This is a genomic window from Herbaspirillum frisingense GSF30 (genome assembly GCF_000300975.2).
Lineage (GTDB): Bacteria > Pseudomonadota > Gammaproteobacteria > Burkholderiales > Burkholderiaceae_D > Herbaspirillum > Herbaspirillum frisingense.
In genome coordinates this window covers 150930-165833 of record NZ_AEEC02000001.1, presented here as the reverse complement: position 1 = coordinate 165833, position 14904 = coordinate 150930, and the positions used below count along the sequence as shown (strand labels likewise).

Here is a 14904-nt window from a genome sequence, read left to right as displayed (position 1 = left end):
ATGGGATTGACCAAAAACGCTATGTTCGTCGAAGCTGCAATTAAGCGCCGGGGTGGAATCGCCGTAATGGCGAAGTCATTGACTCCGTCAACTGAGGGATTCAGTGTTGTCTTTGATAGCGCGACGGAACCAACAACGTATAGAAATCTCAAGCAAAAGAGAGAGCCATACGCGCACTCATTGAGCGTGGTCAACGATCACATCACCGTGAAGCAGGAACTGATTGATGATGCATCTGCTGCATATGAAGAAATCGCTCAACTTCTGACGTCGAAGCTTGGCTGGCCGCCAGAGGCCATTCGAATTTTCCCTCAGGGGTCAGCGAGTACCAAAACATTGATTCGAACGCTTGGAAATCAAAAGTTTGACATTGATGCTGTATGTGAGGTTGATATATCGAAGGTTGAAGCTCGCGATCCAATGGCATTCTTCGACGAAATTGGCATGGCCTTGGACGGGCTGGATATTGAACCGAGGAGACGGTGTTGGACGGTCAAGATGATTGACCAACGCTTTTATCTTGAATTTACCCCTTCTGTTCCTTTGACTACAGTTCCACTCACCGAACGTCAGCACCGAGGGCTAAAGCAATCTGAACAAGAATTCGTGTCTACAGCTTTAGCTGTGGTCGATAGGCCTTCGGAAAATTGGAAAACCTCAAATCCTGCTGGAATTCGAGATTGGGTTAACCGTGCTGCGTACAAGTCCATTGTGTTGTCTCCTGTAGTTGAAGCCTACAACAGTGTCCGCGCAAGCATTGATCCGATTGAAAAGCAAAGCGTAGAAATCGAGGAAACCCTTCGAGTAGCAATCCGACTTTTCAAACGACATCGCGATATGTGTGTCTCTCGTGGCCACCTCGAATTTGAAACACAGCCAATCTCAATTATTTTAGTAACGCTTCTAACCCTATGTTACGAGGGACTCGCGGAATTAATCCAAGAGGGCGTACGCCCTCCCTTCGTCCACGTCGTCGATGCTTTGATCGCGATAGCAGACCTCTTGCCGGAAATGATTCCCCAGAATCCAGATTGGGGATACTACCTTCCGAACCCTACGGTGGTTGATGAGAACTTCGCGGAACGGTGGAATACGGACGACGGTGAAAGAGCAGAGGCGTTTCAGATATGGTGCGGCCTCTTGCAAGCAGACCTCGCGGCAATCGCAGCATTGACTGATCCTAAAAAAATCATGCAAAAAACTTTGGAGGTTTTCGGGTGTACTAACGCAAGCACGGGCCCTAACGGTACCGGCGGTGGAAACGACCCTGGACCACGTGTTGTTCCGTCCGCGCCGGCCCCTGCGCCTCGTACATCTGGCCTAGCCTGATACACGTCGCATGAGCTTTGAACTGGCGTCTCTCACCGATAAGCTCGCGGATGTCCTGGTCGAACCAGCTACCAGCGGGAATAACGGTGGTACCGTGTATCGACTCAATCTTGGGGAGCTTCCCGCCGGCCGCGCTATTTCGTTCGCAGAACTCATATTGCCGAAGGGCTTTCCCGAGACTGGTATTGCACGAATTCGGCTTTCACCCGAATCCGAACTCCGCGTACCTCACGTCGAGCGCGATGGATTCTTGTGTATCGATGGGGACCCGGGACCGGGACGTGGTCTAGACGGGGAAGAACGTGTTGTAAGTCTGGTCGCAAACTTTTTCAGGAAGTTTCTTGCCCCCTGGTGTAACGGTGACCTTGATGCCGATTTCTCTAAGGAACCCCAAAATTACTGGGACGTCCATGTTGCTCGGCTCAAATCGAATGACGACACTGCGCGTGGAATTTGGACCGTAGATGAGATTCCTCGAAAGGCTCAAATTCGAGAAGGACTGTTGCTGCATCCTGCACGACTAGTCATCGCCAGTGATGGAGATAACCAGTTCGTACAGCGCTTGATTGCTTCGCTTGGTTTTCGCGCAAAGCAACGTGTACGCGTAATCATCGCGGATATCCCAATCTCTCGCTCTTTCGTGCCTAGCACTTGGCCGAGGAATACAGACGAGTTACTTCGACTTCTCCAAGCACGGCTGAAGCCGCCCGACTTCCAGCGCTTTATCGAAAAGACTCTTCGTAGACGGCGTTCACGTGAGCACCGCATAGCTTTGTTTAGAAATCACGAAGGAGGATTTGGCTTTGTGCTGCCAGGCGGGCCGCCGGTTATTCTTCAAGAAGGAAATCGCCAACGTGCCCGACGGCCTCCTACGCGTATTCAACCAATCTCGGTAGACCGCATTGACCCTATGTGGACCGTCGGCCGAGACCAGATTTCTCAGGTCTCAGATCGCCAACAGAAACACGTGGTAGTGCTTGGCGCTGGCGCTCTTGGGAGCCCCGTCATCGAACAAATCGCCAAGGCTGGTATCGGAAAAATTACAATTGTTGACTCAGACGTCATGGAGACGGCGAATTTGGGGCGCCATCTTCTGGGGGTGCCGTTTCTTGAGTATTCGAAAGCCGATTCGGTGGCAAACGAGGTAAGCCGAAACCACCCCTCTTGCACTATCAAAGCAATCAATGACAAGGCTGAAGCTTGGCTTTCGACAGTTGAACTAAAAGGTGTCGACGCTGTATTGGACTTGACTGGCGAGCCCAGTGTGCGATGGCAGCTGAATGAAGCGAGGCGAAAGCACCCATGCAAAATGCTTGTGGGATGGATGGAGCCATTCGTCGCAGCTGCTCATGTTTGCGCTCTTACGTCAGAAACACTCTGGTTCCCTGATGAGACCAGCACTGAAGACAGGTTTAACTCGCTTGAAGCGATTGATTGGCCTGATGGTGTTATCCGACAAGTTCCGGGCTGTAGTAGCCGATTCCAAGCATACACATCTGCAAATGCAGCATATGCCGTTGCCATGGTTACAGAGAATGCTCTTCTGTTGATCGATGAAGAAATGAAAAGCTCGAAGGCTGTCAGTTGGATTCGTGGCCGAGAATTTCTAGATAAACAATGGAAAAATCTGACATATCGCGACTGGGCCAAAGGCGCTGAGCAACACCCAGGGATTATGCTGGAGCGAGCATTCATATGAAATGCCGAACATTCTTTTCCCCTGACATGTCGACATACATTCTGCTTACCGAGAGCACGCTGAAATACATGTATGCGTTCGCTCAGCGCAAATGGAATCAAACCGAAGCGGGCGGGGAAATCTATTCGACGACCCCCTACTCCCCGAGCCTCGTGATCGACGGCGTCGCGGGCCCACATCGAAAGGACCGTCGCACTCGACACTCTTGCAATCCAGATGTAGAAGCGACAACCAAAGCACGTCACAACGAATTTGCACGTGGCCGGCATGCTGTAGGTTTGTGGCATACGCACCCAGAGCCCATCCCCTCTCCATCTGGTCAGGATAGAAGGACAACAGAGGAATATCTAAAATCTTTCGGAGATGATCGAGATAGGTACCTAAGCATCATCATAGGAAACCGTGGGGAAGTACCCGAGATGACTGTCTGGTCAATGGAGAAATCTGGAGAATGGCAGCGTTGGGCGGAATTCGACGGGCAAACCGTTGAATTGCACACTCACCTTTCGTGAACAGCATTATGTACGCAGAGATAATGGGAGACTCAAATGGAAGCTCGTAAGGAGATTTTCATATCTGTTGATATCGAGACGTCCGGTCCAATACCAGGTGAGTACAGCATGCTGTCTATTGGCGCTTGCCTAGTCGACGCTCCAGAGACAACTTTTGAATGCACGTTGAAACCGCTAAATCGGAACGCGGACCCAGAAGCATTGGCAGTGACCGGGTTTTCACTCGAAGAGCTTGAACAACGCGGCACAGAGCCCCTTCAAGCAATGGATCAATTCGATAACTGGATCAAAGTGGCGTGCGGGATGGAAGGGGTACCCGTATTCGTCGCCTTAAACGCTCCATTCGACTGGTCTTTCATAAACTACTACTTCCATCGTTTTCGCGGGAATAATCCCTTTGGCTTTACAGCTTTAGACATAAAAGCTTACTACATGGGAGTAGCTGGGGTGTCTTGGAAAGACACTCGCTCTAGTGCAATGGCAAGCCACCTGCGCCCCGTGCACAAGGGGAACCACAATGCGTTAAAAGATGCTCTTTATCAGGCAGAACTATTCCTCCTGGCTCAAAGGCTCAATAATCAGACTAAAGTGCGATGACTTACGCTAGAGGCATCCTCTTGGAGAAGCGCTGCCCATCTCCCGAAAATCCAAGTGATTCGTAGAACTGGTGCGCTGACTCGCGCTGGTCACCGCTAGTCACCTCGACCTTCACGCAGCCGTTGGCCATAAACCATTCATTCGCCGATCCCATCAAGGCCGTCCCGATACCCTGGCCACGGCAGCCGGTATCAACGACGAGACTCGTGATGCGTCCCAGGAAACCAGCTGTGTGAAACATCGGCATCACGTGCAAGCTTATCGGAGATGTCGTCCGAACCACTGATGCAGGCCCTCGACGCCATCAATCAGCGCTTTGGCAAGGACACCCAGAGGCTGGCATCTGGTCTCGGACAACATCGCTGGACTGCACGATTCGACATGGTCTCCCAGCGGTACACCACTAATTGGAACGAGCTCCCGCTCGCGAGGTAGTAAGCATGGACGTCGTTGTCTAGCAAATGCGCAAACAAGGCGTAGGGTCGTACGACCGTGTGGCCGCCTTTGGACGGCAGTGGAAAGTGAGTCAACTGGAGAGGGTCAATTCTGCGAGCAGATCAACAGACAAATCCCCTTCGGAGCCGCGAATACATCCTCGACTCATTGACGCTTCTACTACCCCCTAGCTAGGCCGCATTCGTTTTATCTGATATGCAGATACTTTAAGAATATCCGATATTCAGATATTTTAATATTATCTGCTATTCAGATATATTTACTTTATCTGTAATTCAGATAAAATAGATTTATCTTGATATCGGATATTCTTACCATGGCTATCAATATCTCCCATCCCCTCCTCACCACATCACAGCTCGGCCAACTGCTCGTGTCGACACGCAAGAGGAAGAAGCTCACGCAAGCGGAGGTAGCGACCCGTCTCGGCCTAAGCCAAAATCGTATCTCTCATCTGGAACACAACCCAGACGAAATCAGTGCCAAGCAGTTATTCACTTGGTGCGCAGCGCTTGAGCTGGACCTGAGGCTTGGGGATAGAGCGCCGGCACCGCTCAACACCACCCTGGAGTGGTAACTATGGGACGTCGCTCACATAGCCAAACACTCCATCTCTGGGCCAATGGGGCCTATGTTGGACGCTGGACGCTCAACAGTCACGGGGTCTCCGAACTGGCTTACGACGCCGACTGGCAGAGCTCAGCGGCCGGACGCCCAATTTCGCTCTCGTTGCCGTTCAATATGCATAACGAGCCGATTAAGGGGCCCAATGTCACGAATTACTTCGAAGGGTTGCTGCCCGATAACCCCTATTTATGACGTGATGTCCGCCTACCCCGTCATCGGCCCAGGTCCGAACCAATGGGATGAGCGCAGGCTAAAGATGGCGATGGCCCTACAAGGCGCCAATAAGCACTATCTCGCGCACACTATCCTGCGTCGACACTTTAACAGCACCGCCAAGGCCGTCGGCTTCGGCGCGGATGCAGAGCCGCTGCTGACCGACTTCATCGCCCGCACACCAGAAATTGTAGAAAAGGTGCGCAACGACCTACCTGAAGGCTTCTCTGAAAGGGTCGCCGATAAGGTTCTCGGCGGGCTTCTCGCCGCCGCGAAAGCTCTGGAAGCAATGCCGGCCACCTGAATCAGGGCATACCTTTCCTACGAATAGAAAGGTAAGAAGCACTGAGCTTCTCTGCCTGAAGTAGTGGTGGCATAACCAAAAGCAGAAGCCCCGAATAACGGGGCCTCTGGTCCAGTGGGTCCGATTCCTCTTAGTTGGCGACTACCGCCACCATTGCCTGCCCCCGTATGGCCAAGCCAGAATCAGTATCAGAGACGACTACCCTTCAAACGGAAGCTGTCCATCTCCATGACGCACCTGGAAAACATTCAACGTCATGGCAACCAACGCGTAGTAACCCAGCAGCCCTACAAGATTCACCAATACCTCGACACCAAAGTACTGCTCTGCCTCTTTGTAGAGCGGCTCTGAAACTCGCTTGGTTTCATAGAGTTCCTCCACCAACTCCCAAATCAACTGTTCTTCACGAAGCGCGAATTTCGGCTCCTTGCCCAGGCGCACCAGTTCGATATTCCGTTCATCCAGTCCGGCATCGATGCCAATAGGATAGTGAATCTGCCACTCTGCCTGGGCTCGCCACTTCGAAGCCGTACAAAGGATCGCCAGCTCAGAGAGCCGTAACGACAACTTCGTGTGATAGCGGCAGAATGCGCCAAGCTTCTGTGCAGGCTGTGCCAGCTCAGGGCTGTGAATCCACGAGAGGAAGGGACCGGCCAGGTTACCGCGCGGCCCGTTCAAGATGTCATCCAGAACGCGCTTCTGTTCTGGCGAGGCTGTTGCAACATCGACGACTGGCAGCCGAGGTTCGCCTGCTTTTTGTTCCATAGACTTCCTTGTCAGATACTCGAATGATGGGGGTGTGCTTGAGGTTGCCCGATACGACCACAAAGGTGGAGCATGACGAGCAGCAATGCGCAAACCAGGGTGGCGGCTGAAAAGCTTAACAGACCGGTGCGATAACTTCCTGAGGCTTGGCGCATGATGGGAAGAAATGCGGCGCCGGCACCAGCACCGAACTGGAATACAGCGAAAATCACGCCATACAGTTTGCCGAATGAGCGCATACCGAAATAGCGCTTCAAAAGGTAGCTGAGCACGTCGAACTCTGCCCCCAGCACCATTCCCAGCAATGCGGCACACAGGAACACCACGTCGCCGGTGACGCCGTACGCGTAGAGCACACAGGCAATCGTGCCTCCCAATGCGAGGACACACATGACCAAAGCCGCAGAGATGTAGTCGATAAGCAGGCCGGTGAGCAGGCGGCCCACGATGACGAAGATACCGAAGGTCGCCTGTACCACCGCAGCGCGCTGTGGGGTCACGCCTGCATCAATCAACATCGGGATCTGGTGAACAATCAATGCGGTATTGATGATACCCAGCAGCATGAAGATGCCGACCAGCAGTTTGAACTGCCTGCTACGCGCGGCCTCCTTGAAATCAACACCGGGAACGCTCTGCGCTTTCCCCTTTCTGGGCTCAGTACCAGGTTTTTCCCGGATGAAGAAGAACGCGATGGGTAGCGTCAGTGCGACCAGCACGGCCAGGCCCACGAATCCGGCACGCCAGCCTTGTTGAACGATCACCGTTCCGATCACGAGCGGAATCACTGCGCCACCGATGCCAATACCCGCGTTGGCGATGCCGATCGCCAGGCCCAGGCGTTTGTCGAACCAGGAACTGACGACACGCAGATACGAGAGTGGGAAGATACCAATACCGATAGCCGGCAGAGCAACCCATGCGGCGTAGTAGATCCACGGCACCGGCGGCATGAAGTACATCAGACCTATGGCGACGCAGAACAAGGGGATGCACGGAATGATGATGGCCCGCGCGCCGAAGCGGTCCGTCAGGTAGCCCTGAATCGGGGAAATGAACATCACCGTGTAAGACACGATAGAGCTGGCGAGCGCGATCTGGGTGCGACTCCAGCCAAAATCGGCTTCCAGGGGCTTGATGAAAAGCCCCAGACTGAGCACCGCCACGGTACTGGGCCCGAACATCAAGGCAATCATCGACGCAAGGACCACCACCCACCCGCGATACCGCCAGGACTCTTCTCCGACCGTCGCGGCGGCAGTCCCACTGGACAACATATTCATACTATCTCCGTTCTGTTCTTTTAATTCAGGGCTCAGGCTGCTCAGAAGCGGGTTGCCATGCCGATCCGGAAGATGGCTTGGCTACCTGTGCTGGAAGCAGACCCCGGGCCGTACAGGCCGTTGATCCAGGCCTGGGTAGTGGCGTTGTCGCCGCCTGCCTTCTGGTACACGGTCTGCAGGTAGATATCGGTCCGCTTCGAGAGCCAATACTGCAGCGTCGCATTTCCCTGATGGGCGTAATTGTGCGCCAATTGCGCGTTCCCCTTCATGTACTCATAGGAGACGCCCAGGTTCCAGGCGACATCCATCTGCCAGTTGACGCCAGCTTGATAGACGTTCACCTCGCCCTTGGTCAGGGTATTGCGGGTGTTGGTGTAGAGCAGATTGAGCTTGTAGTCGCCGATCCGGTATCGCGCGCCCAAACCCCAGTTGCGGATACCGTCGTGACCGTTGCTCATAGTGGAGTAGCGCGCATCGGTATATGCGGCTGCCAGGCCGAATGCACCGCTGGCATAGTTGGTGCCGAGGCTGATGGTGCGCGATGCAGAGGTGTCTCCCGCTACCTCGCCGAGGCCGTACATCCCACCGAACGTCACGCCATTGAAATCCGGACTCAGATACTTGACGGAATTGGCGACGCGAGCCAGGCCGGCCAGGCGGTCGAAGTCCGAGGCGCCGGTTGGGTTGTTCGGCACCGCCAGGGCATTGAACGGTCCCTGACGGAATGTGTAGTACCCGCCATAGGTCAGCGCGGAATCAAACCCGCCGAATAACAGCGAGTCGTGCATGAATTCGTACTGGTTGCCGGCGGTGAGTGTGCCCCATTTGTTATCCCTCAGACCCACCAGCGATTGGCGGCCGAAGATGAGATTGTTTCCGGGCAAGGATGCGCCGGTGCTGAGATTGAACTGGCTCTCAAGCTGGAAGATGGCCGCAGTGCCTCCACCCAGGTCTTCTTGTCCCTTGATGAACAGGATGTTCGGGACACCGATGCCGTTATCGGCCCGCAGATTGCTTTTTCCGGATTGATTGCTGACGTATGAAACCCCGGCATCCATGATGCCCGAGATGGTGACGCTGCTTTGAGCCCAGGAGGCGACGGGCAGCGTAGCAAGGGCAGCAATTGCGCCGAATTTCCATTTGATTTTTTGCATGTCTCTCTTTCCTCTTTCAGAAGGACGCACGACGCCCTATCGGCCAAGTGCGACATTCGGTTTCGTTGTTATGGTTGTAGCTCGTCGTCAGAAACGGCGATGCATCTGGCGCTGAGCGCCGCGTGGTGAAGTGGGTAAAGGTCTCCGATGAGCTGCGTTTATGGAGCTGCATTAATGAGCCACATTTATGAGCAGCTTTTTGTGTTGATGCGAGCAAACTATTTCCGTCTCCCATTTCCCGGTGGGAGTAGCGTTAATCTATTCCTTTACGATTCCCCATCTTGCTTCAGTCCGCGCTAGAATTTGACTAATAAGGCGACATCAATGGCGAACGCATTTCGCCCACCAGATGAAAACAAAAAGAGCGCCGCAACGACCAAGGAGACAGCCATTTTTATCCGCACCTTCTCTACCGCCGAGAGTCCGTCCCGTGAGGGCGCGCGATTGTTCGAAAGGCAGATGGCCAGCCTTTTTTCGATCGGCCTGTCACTGGACTCCGGAAAAGACGAGCCCTTGAGCACCCAGATGCAAGCCTATTGCGGCAGAAGCCTGCAATTTGCATCCATCCGCTTTTCTCCCCATGAGACGTCCGCACCGGCGACACATAAAGACACCCGCCGGTGGCTGGTGACTGTCCAGAAGGAAGGTGAGGCGCATGTTTCCCAAGGAGGGCGCAGCGCCCGTGTACGACCTGGAGACATGGTGCTTATCGACCTGGCATCCCCCTTCCACATCGAAACCGGGCATATGGTGACGCACTCGACCTACGTCGATTCGGAGCTGTTGCGCAGGGTGGTTCCCGATGCGCATCTGCGCACGGCCAGGCGAATCGAGACAGCCGGTGGCCCGGGGGCAATCTTCCGGGCAATGAATGACGAGATGTTCGGCATGGCATCGGATCTCGATGAAAATACGGCCGCGCGTATTGCGCAAGCCCTTCCCTACACGCTTGCGGTTGCGCTGTCCCTCTGCGACAAGGAAATGACGGCCCTGCCCTCCAAGCTGCATGTTTTTCACCTTGAGCGCATCCGTGCGTTTGTTCGTGACAACCTGCACGATTCGTCGCTGGATGCGGAGATGATTTCGCAGGCGGTCAACCTGTCGACGCGGCACATCTATCAGCTCTTTACCGCGGAACAGACGTCGCTGATGAAGTGGGTGTGGTCCGAGCGTCTCGAACGATGCCGTGAAGACCTGGTATCGCGTCAACTATCGAACCGGCCCATCGGGGAGGTGGCTTATGGGTGGGGCTTCAGCGATGTTGCCCACTTCAGTCGTGCCTTCAAGGAGAAGTTCGACATGACCCCTCGGGAGTACAGGAAGGTGCACGGCTAAGCCTGCATGGACATGTCGGCGCCATGTGGCGAGGCCCCAATCCGCAGCCAGCGGATTGGGGCCTCGGCCGTCAGGAGCTGCCTGACTCCTGACTCCTGATTCAGCTCAGCAGGAATTGCCCGACAACTTCCGTGAATTCGGCAGCGGCTTCAACATTGCTGATATGACCCGACGGCAGCACCACAGATCTGGCGCCCGTAATGGCCTCGGCGACCTTTGCACAAATCTCCGGCTTCACGGCGGCATCCTTCTCACCGGCAACGACCAGCGTGGGTACTGATATCTCCTGCAGCCGCGCTACGTGGTTCATTCCCTTGATGGCATCGACTGCCTCAAAATACCCCGCCTGGGTCGTACCTCGTACAAGGGATTCAATCCATTTCACGGTCAGCGGCGCACGGGCGCGATAGTCATCATCGAACCAGCGTTCTATCGTCGAACGTACATGCTGCTCGGCGCCGAACTCGCGGTAACTCCTCTGACGCTCATTCCAGAGCGCCACCACGGGTTCAGGAGTGACCGCTCCCGCGTTGGCAAGGACGAGCTTTCGGATTCGCTCCGGGAATTCCAGTGCAAAGGCCTGTGCAAGCATTGCGCCAAGCGACACGCCGACCAGTGATGCCTGGTCAACCCCCGCCCTCGTCAGAGTCACAGCCAGTTGCCGGGCGAAGTCCGTGAGTGTTGGCGTCCCCCCGAGCGGCTTGCTGAAGCCATGTCCAGGCAGATCAACCAGCACCAGCCGGAACGACTTTGACCAGACGGGCAGTTGCAGGCGCCAGATATCGCGATTCGCACAAATGGGATGCAGCAAGACAACCGCGTGACTGTCATCCTTGCCGAGTGACTCGGCTGCAAGTGGAACAATTTCAGCGTTCATCTCAGCCCTTCACTTTCCACTGGGCCAGACCAATCCCTGTGTACCATTTGGAGACTGCCTTGTAGTAGAGCGACTCGAACTGGGCACCGTCTGCTGCACCATGGCCAATCAACCAGTTGCGGATTTCTTCCGCACCATTTCCGGCAGCAGCGACATGGTTTGTCGCGTGCTCAACAATCGTATCCGTATGGCCGCTGCCCAGGTTGGCCAGGAACTGGCGGTCAAATTCCTCGTTGACCATGCCCATTCGCGGCGTGGCGATATCGTGGCTGATGCCACCGGTGGCAAGAATCGCGATGCGCTTGCTGGCGTCAAAGCTGGCGATCGCCTTGCGAAGGAACTTGCCCCAGTCGACGCATCGGCGCATCGTGGGCAAGGGTGGCTGGACACAGTTCACCAGCAATGGAACGATTTGTACGTGAGGTACCAGACCGGCCAGCAACAATGGGGTCAGCGAGCCGTGGTCAAGCACCAGCTCGATCGAGAAGGACGGGTCAAACCCGTTTTGCAGCGCTTCACCCAGGAGGTGCGCCCCCAATGCCGCATTCCCCGGCAAGACTTGCTTCTCAGCCTTCAGCCAGTGTTCCACAGGCGTCTGGTAGCTCTCGGCGGCACCGATGCAGAATGCAGGGAAATTGTTGAAAAAGAAGTTGTGGACATGGTCGTCGGAAATGACGATGACGGTATCGGGCCGCGACTCGGCGATGCGCCGCCCCATCTCCTTGAACGCCGCGAAAATCGCGTCCCGGTCTTCACCGGGGATGGCATCCGGAAAATTCAGCATGACGGGCGTGTGGCTCGCCGCATAGATTCCTACGAGTTCAGCCATTCTTTTGTCCTCCAGCGACGGCCTTCAGTGATGCAAGGAATTCCTGTTCCGAAATGCGCAATCCCAGGCAGTGCGCCCTTAACAGATAGGGATTGGCACCCGCCAGATACATGGCGCCAATATCATTGGTACGAACCGCTTCCCGGAGGTTTTCCGGCATCGGTACGGTCGACAGATACTCGCCTGGAGATGCCAGATAGCGCTTGAGCTGCCCATCGTTGTGATGGACTTCGAACAGCACCTTGTTCAACCAGTAGGCAGATTGCGATGGAATCTGCTGGACCCAGTTTCCACTCATGCGGCCCCCACCTGGTTTTTGACGTGGGTGGATAGCCACTGGACGATCGTTGGCAGCGTCTGCGGCGTATTTCCCATGTGTCCGCCCGGGAACAGGCGAACGGCCTTGGGAGTGCCACGCTCGATCAGGAGATGCAGGTCAGCGATGGGACACTGCTTGTCTTCTTTGCCGTTCACCAGCAGCATCGGCGCGCTGGGTTGGTCGAGCAACCCCTGGTCCACCAGAGAAAGGCGCTTGAAGCCGTCAATGTATTCCTGGTCGGTACTCACGCCCAGCATGCGCTGACGCGTTTCGACAAGCTCCATCAGGTAGCTGTCGGGGTAACGGGAGGATTCGACCCACTCTGGCTGGAACATATAGTGGGCGCCACCGCCCCAGTTCACAGCGGCCGCAATGCGTTCCGGCTGCAAGTGCGCCAGTTTGGTCGCCCAGTAGCCACCGAACGAGCGCCCCAGGATGCCGACCTTTGCACCGTCCAGGTCGCTCTGACGACTGGCCCACTCGAAGACGGGCAGGAACTGGCGCTCTGCATCCTGAACACCCTTCACCGGTGACTCGCCGGTGCCTGCATTGTCCATGGCGATGGTCGCCACGCCGGCCGCCAGGAAGGCATTGCATGCGGCGGTCATCTGTTCTTTCCATGCATCCACCCCGCCCCACATGACAACGACAGGCGGGCGCTCCACACCCTGGGGACGACGGATCAGGAACACGATTTCCTTGCCTTCACCGCTGCGGCCTTCGAAGGGAATGGTGACGCGCTGCACCGGATTATCCCAATACGAACCTGCGAGGACATAGGTCTCGCGCTCTGCGCGTGCACAACGCTCCTTGTCAGGATGATTCGGGCAAGGGAATCGACCCATGAAATAGAAGCCGCTTGCCTTCATGTAGAGCGCGGCGGCTTCTGCGTCGTTGGCGCTTTCACGGGCGCGGTCTGCCAGCGCACGTGTTTCGTCACCGGCCTTGCCCCAGACGGCCGCCCACGATGCGCCATCCAGACCCTGAAGGGAGTCAATGAGACGCTCACCGTCTTCCTTCGACACCAGATTCATCGGGTGCACCTTGGCTGCCAGCTTGCCCAGCATCCATTGCTTGGCTTCGGCCAGGGTCTTGGGGCGGCCCTGCACGGCGCCGGCATTCTCTACGTTCTCGCTCAATTCGTCACCTCTGTCAGTTGCAAGCCCTTATCGATGTGGGCCCGGGACTGATATCGTAGGCGCGCGAAGGCCAGCTACTTTGCCCCCTGTGCTGCGCCTTTTGACCCTCAGCGCAGCATCGCTGTCTGCCTCCTTCGCTCCGAGACAAATTGCACGGCCAGTTCAGGCAAATTTCATCCATGCATACCGCTACGCTGCGAGTGTGAACAACATCCTGGCCTTTCGTATCGACTGCGGTCGTGCTGGGTCCGGTAACTGGAGACTTGTGTAGATGCAACAGAAGAAGATTCTTATCGTGGGCGGTGGGGTTGGCGGGATGTCTGCCGCCATATCGCTGGCCAGGTTCGGTCACCATGTGGAGCTCATTGACCTTGACCCGGAATGGCGTGTCTACGGCGCGGGCATCACGATTACCGGCCCCACACTGCGGGCGTTCAAGGCGCTGGGCGTGCTACCGGACATTGAAGCGCAGGCCTATACCGGCGCCGGCATTCAGGTGTGCTCTACCGACGGTGCGCGTCTGGCAGTATTGCCCACCCCCGTACGACCAGAGGATGGCATTCCCGGCTGCGGCGGCATCATGCGGCCGGTACTGCACAAGATTCTGTCGGCCAGAGTCCTGGCTGCTGGCGTGAATGTGCGTCTTGGACTCTCGGTGGAGAAGTTCAAGCAAGGTCATGACCAGGTCGACGTAGAACTGACCGACGGCACCCGGTCCAGCTATGACCTGGTGATCGGCGCGGATGGACTTTTCTCACGTATCCGGAGCCTGCTCTTCCCGGACGCCCCCACTCCTGAGTACACCGGTCAGAGCGCCTGGCGCGCCCAACTGCCTCGCCCTCCTGAAATCGACCGGCGCCATTTCTTCCTGGGCGGCCCGTATAAAGTCGGTTTGACACCCGTATCCAAGGAGCGGATGTACATGTTTCTCCTGGAAAACGCCAAGGAAAAACGTCGGCTCCCGGAAGAGTCCCTTCCTGAAGAACTGGAACGTCTGACTCGCTCCTATGGCGGCATCATCCGTGAAATCGGCAAATCTCTGAGCGCGGAGAACACCATCGTCCATCGGCCGCTGGAAGCCTTTCTACTGCCGGATCCGTGGTTCAAGGGCCGAGTCCTGCTCATCGGCGATGCCGCCCATCCGACGACGCCTCAATTGGCGTCCGGTGCGGGTCTGGCGGCGGAAGATGCCCTGGTATTGGCGGAAGAATTCGGTGACGGCCAGGATATCGACCTTGCGTTGATGCGCTACATGTCCCGGCGCTATGAGCGCTGCCTGCTGGTGGTGCAGAACTCACTGGAGATTGGGCGACGCGAACAGGCCGGTCGGCCGATCGCGGAGCAAACCGTGCTTGTCGAACAATCCCTGAAGGTCCTGGCAGAGCCGATCTGACGCCGACTCTTGGAGCAGCATGGCGTTTCTGAGCACGGCAAGATCGGGCAAGTCCTGCTTCGCATAGAGACAA

18 protein-coding genes are annotated in these 14904 nt (G+C 56.0%); 10 read left to right on the top strand and 8 right to left on the bottom strand.

What is annotated here, in order from left to right; translation table 11 throughout:
- From HFRIS_RS24640 to HFRIS_RS00740, 4 genes are read left to right on the top strand one after another with little or no spacing between them, the layout of a single operon-like run.
- Positions 1 to 1329: a nucleotidyltransferase domain-containing protein gene (locus HFRIS_RS24640; protein ID WP_081626802.1), complete on the top strand. Its 1329-nt coding sequence runs from the start codon at positions 1 to 3 to the stop codon at positions 1327 to 1329.
- 10 nt (positions 1330 to 1339) lie between these two features.
- Positions 1340 to 3028, top strand: a complete 1689-nt coding sequence (locus HFRIS_RS25770) for a ThiF family adenylyltransferase (protein WP_081626801.1) — start codon at positions 1340 to 1342, stop codon at positions 3026 to 3028.
- Entirely contained in the window at positions 3025 to 3540 is a 516-nt protein-coding gene (locus tag HFRIS_RS24630; RefSeq protein ID WP_152486595.1) for a Mov34/MPN/PAD-1 family protein, read from the top strand. Before HFRIS_RS25770 ends, HFRIS_RS24630 begins: the two co-directional genes overlap by 4 nt.
- A gap of 36 nt (positions 3541 to 3576) precedes the next feature.
- The gene (locus HFRIS_RS00740; protein WP_006461275.1) at positions 3577 to 4137 is read left to right on the top strand and encodes a 3'-5' exonuclease; all 561 of its coding nucleotides are present in this window, start codon (positions 3577 to 3579) and stop codon (positions 4135 to 4137) included.
- A 1-nt stretch (position 4138) separates the two neighbouring features.
- On the opposite strand, the gene HFRIS_RS00735 is transcribed toward HFRIS_RS00740, so the two are convergent.
- Positions 4139 to 4378 carry a GNAT family N-acetyltransferase gene (locus HFRIS_RS00735; RefSeq protein ID WP_244436237.1) on the bottom strand — a complete coding sequence of 80 codons (240 nt, stop codon included), beginning with the start codon at positions 4376 to 4378 and terminating at the stop codon, positions 4139 to 4141.
- 26 nt (positions 4379 to 4404) lie between these two features.
- Between HFRIS_RS00735 and HFRIS_RS24625 the strand changes: the two genes are divergently transcribed.
- The 4 genes from HFRIS_RS24625 to HFRIS_RS26035 all read left to right on the top strand — a co-directional run bounded on the left by HFRIS_RS24625 (position 4405) and on the right by HFRIS_RS26035 (position 5737).
- On the top strand, positions 4405 to 4572 hold the full coding sequence (locus HFRIS_RS24625; RefSeq protein ID WP_081626800.1) for a DUF4113 domain-containing protein: 168 nt from the start codon (positions 4405 to 4407) through the stop codon (positions 4570 to 4572).
- Positions 4573 to 4909: 337 nt separating this feature from the next.
- Positions 4910 to 5170: a helix-turn-helix domain-containing protein gene (locus HFRIS_RS00730; protein ID WP_006461272.1), complete on the top strand. Its 261-nt coding sequence runs from the start codon at positions 4910 to 4912 to the stop codon at positions 5168 to 5170.
- A gap of 2 nt (positions 5171 to 5172) precedes the next feature.
- Complete coding sequence (locus HFRIS_RS26040) at positions 5173 to 5412, top strand: HipA N-terminal domain-containing protein (RefSeq protein WP_420865052.1); 240 nt, start codon at positions 5173 to 5175, stop codon at positions 5410 to 5412.
- 4 nt (positions 5413 to 5416) lie between these two features.
- Positions 5417 to 5737: a HipA domain-containing protein gene (locus HFRIS_RS26035; protein ID WP_420865051.1), complete on the top strand. Its 321-nt coding sequence runs from the start codon at positions 5417 to 5419 to the stop codon at positions 5735 to 5737.
- Between the two features lie 198 nt (positions 5738 to 5935).
- On the opposite strand, the gene HFRIS_RS00720 is transcribed toward HFRIS_RS26035, so the two are convergent.
- Genes HFRIS_RS00720 through HFRIS_RS00710 form a run of 3 tightly spaced genes read right to left on the bottom strand, consistent with a single transcriptional unit; the run spans position 5936 to position 8939 of the window.
- On the bottom strand, positions 5936 to 6502 hold the full coding sequence (locus HFRIS_RS00720; RefSeq protein ID WP_006461270.1) for a carboxymuconolactone decarboxylase family protein: 567 nt from the start codon (positions 6500 to 6502) through the stop codon (positions 5936 to 5938).
- Between the two features lie 11 nt (positions 6503 to 6513).
- Positions 6514 to 7785 (bottom strand): MFS transporter, encoded by a 1272-nt coding sequence (locus HFRIS_RS00715; protein ID WP_006461269.1) that lies wholly within the window; start codon positions 7783 to 7785, stop codon positions 6514 to 6516.
- A gap of 41 nt (positions 7786 to 7826) precedes the next feature.
- Positions 7827 to 8939 (bottom strand): porin, encoded by a 1113-nt coding sequence (locus tag HFRIS_RS00710; protein ID WP_006461268.1) that lies wholly within the window; start codon positions 8937 to 8939, stop codon positions 7827 to 7829.
- A 324-nt stretch (positions 8940 to 9263) separates the two neighbouring features.
- Here HFRIS_RS00710 and HFRIS_RS24460 point away from each other — a divergent pair, with 324 nt between their 5' ends.
- Positions 9264 to 10274: a helix-turn-helix domain-containing protein gene (locus HFRIS_RS24460; RefSeq protein WP_006461267.1), complete on the top strand. Its 1011-nt coding sequence runs from the start codon at positions 9264 to 9266 to the stop codon at positions 10272 to 10274.
- Positions 10275 to 10374: 100 nt separating this feature from the next.
- On the opposite strand, the gene HFRIS_RS00700 is transcribed toward HFRIS_RS24460, so the two are convergent.
- From HFRIS_RS00700 to HFRIS_RS00685, 4 genes are read right to left on the bottom strand one after another with little or no spacing between them, the layout of a single operon-like run.
- Positions 10375 to 11151: an alpha/beta fold hydrolase gene (locus tag HFRIS_RS00700; RefSeq protein WP_006461266.1), complete on the bottom strand. Its 777-nt coding sequence runs from the start codon at positions 11149 to 11151 to the stop codon at positions 10375 to 10377.
- A gap of 1 nt (position 11152) precedes the next feature.
- On the bottom strand, positions 11153 to 11980 hold the full coding sequence (locus tag HFRIS_RS00695) for a DODA-type extradiol aromatic ring-opening family dioxygenase (RefSeq protein ID WP_006461265.1): 828 nt from the start codon (positions 11978 to 11980) through the stop codon (positions 11153 to 11155).
- The gene (locus HFRIS_RS00690) at positions 11973 to 12278 is read right to left on the bottom strand and encodes a subunit of meta cleavage enzyme (RefSeq protein WP_006461264.1); all 306 of its coding nucleotides are present in this window, start codon (positions 12276 to 12278) and stop codon (positions 11973 to 11975) included. The genes HFRIS_RS00695 and HFRIS_RS00690 overlap by 8 nt, the downstream gene beginning before the upstream one ends.
- A complete protein-coding gene (locus tag HFRIS_RS00685) occupies positions 12275 to 13438 on the bottom strand; it encodes an alpha/beta hydrolase family protein (protein WP_006461263.1) in 1164 nt (387 codons plus the stop codon). Before HFRIS_RS00685 ends, HFRIS_RS00690 begins: the two co-directional genes overlap by 4 nt.
- Positions 13439 to 13709: 271 nt before the next feature.
- On the opposite strand from HFRIS_RS00685, the gene HFRIS_RS00680 reads away from it, so the two are divergent.
- Positions 13710 to 14831 carry an FAD-dependent monooxygenase gene (locus HFRIS_RS00680; protein ID WP_006461262.1) on the top strand — a complete coding sequence of 374 codons (1122 nt, stop codon included), beginning with the start codon at positions 13710 to 13712 and terminating at the stop codon, positions 14829 to 14831.
- The last annotated feature ends 73 nt before the right edge of the window (positions 14832 to 14904 follow it).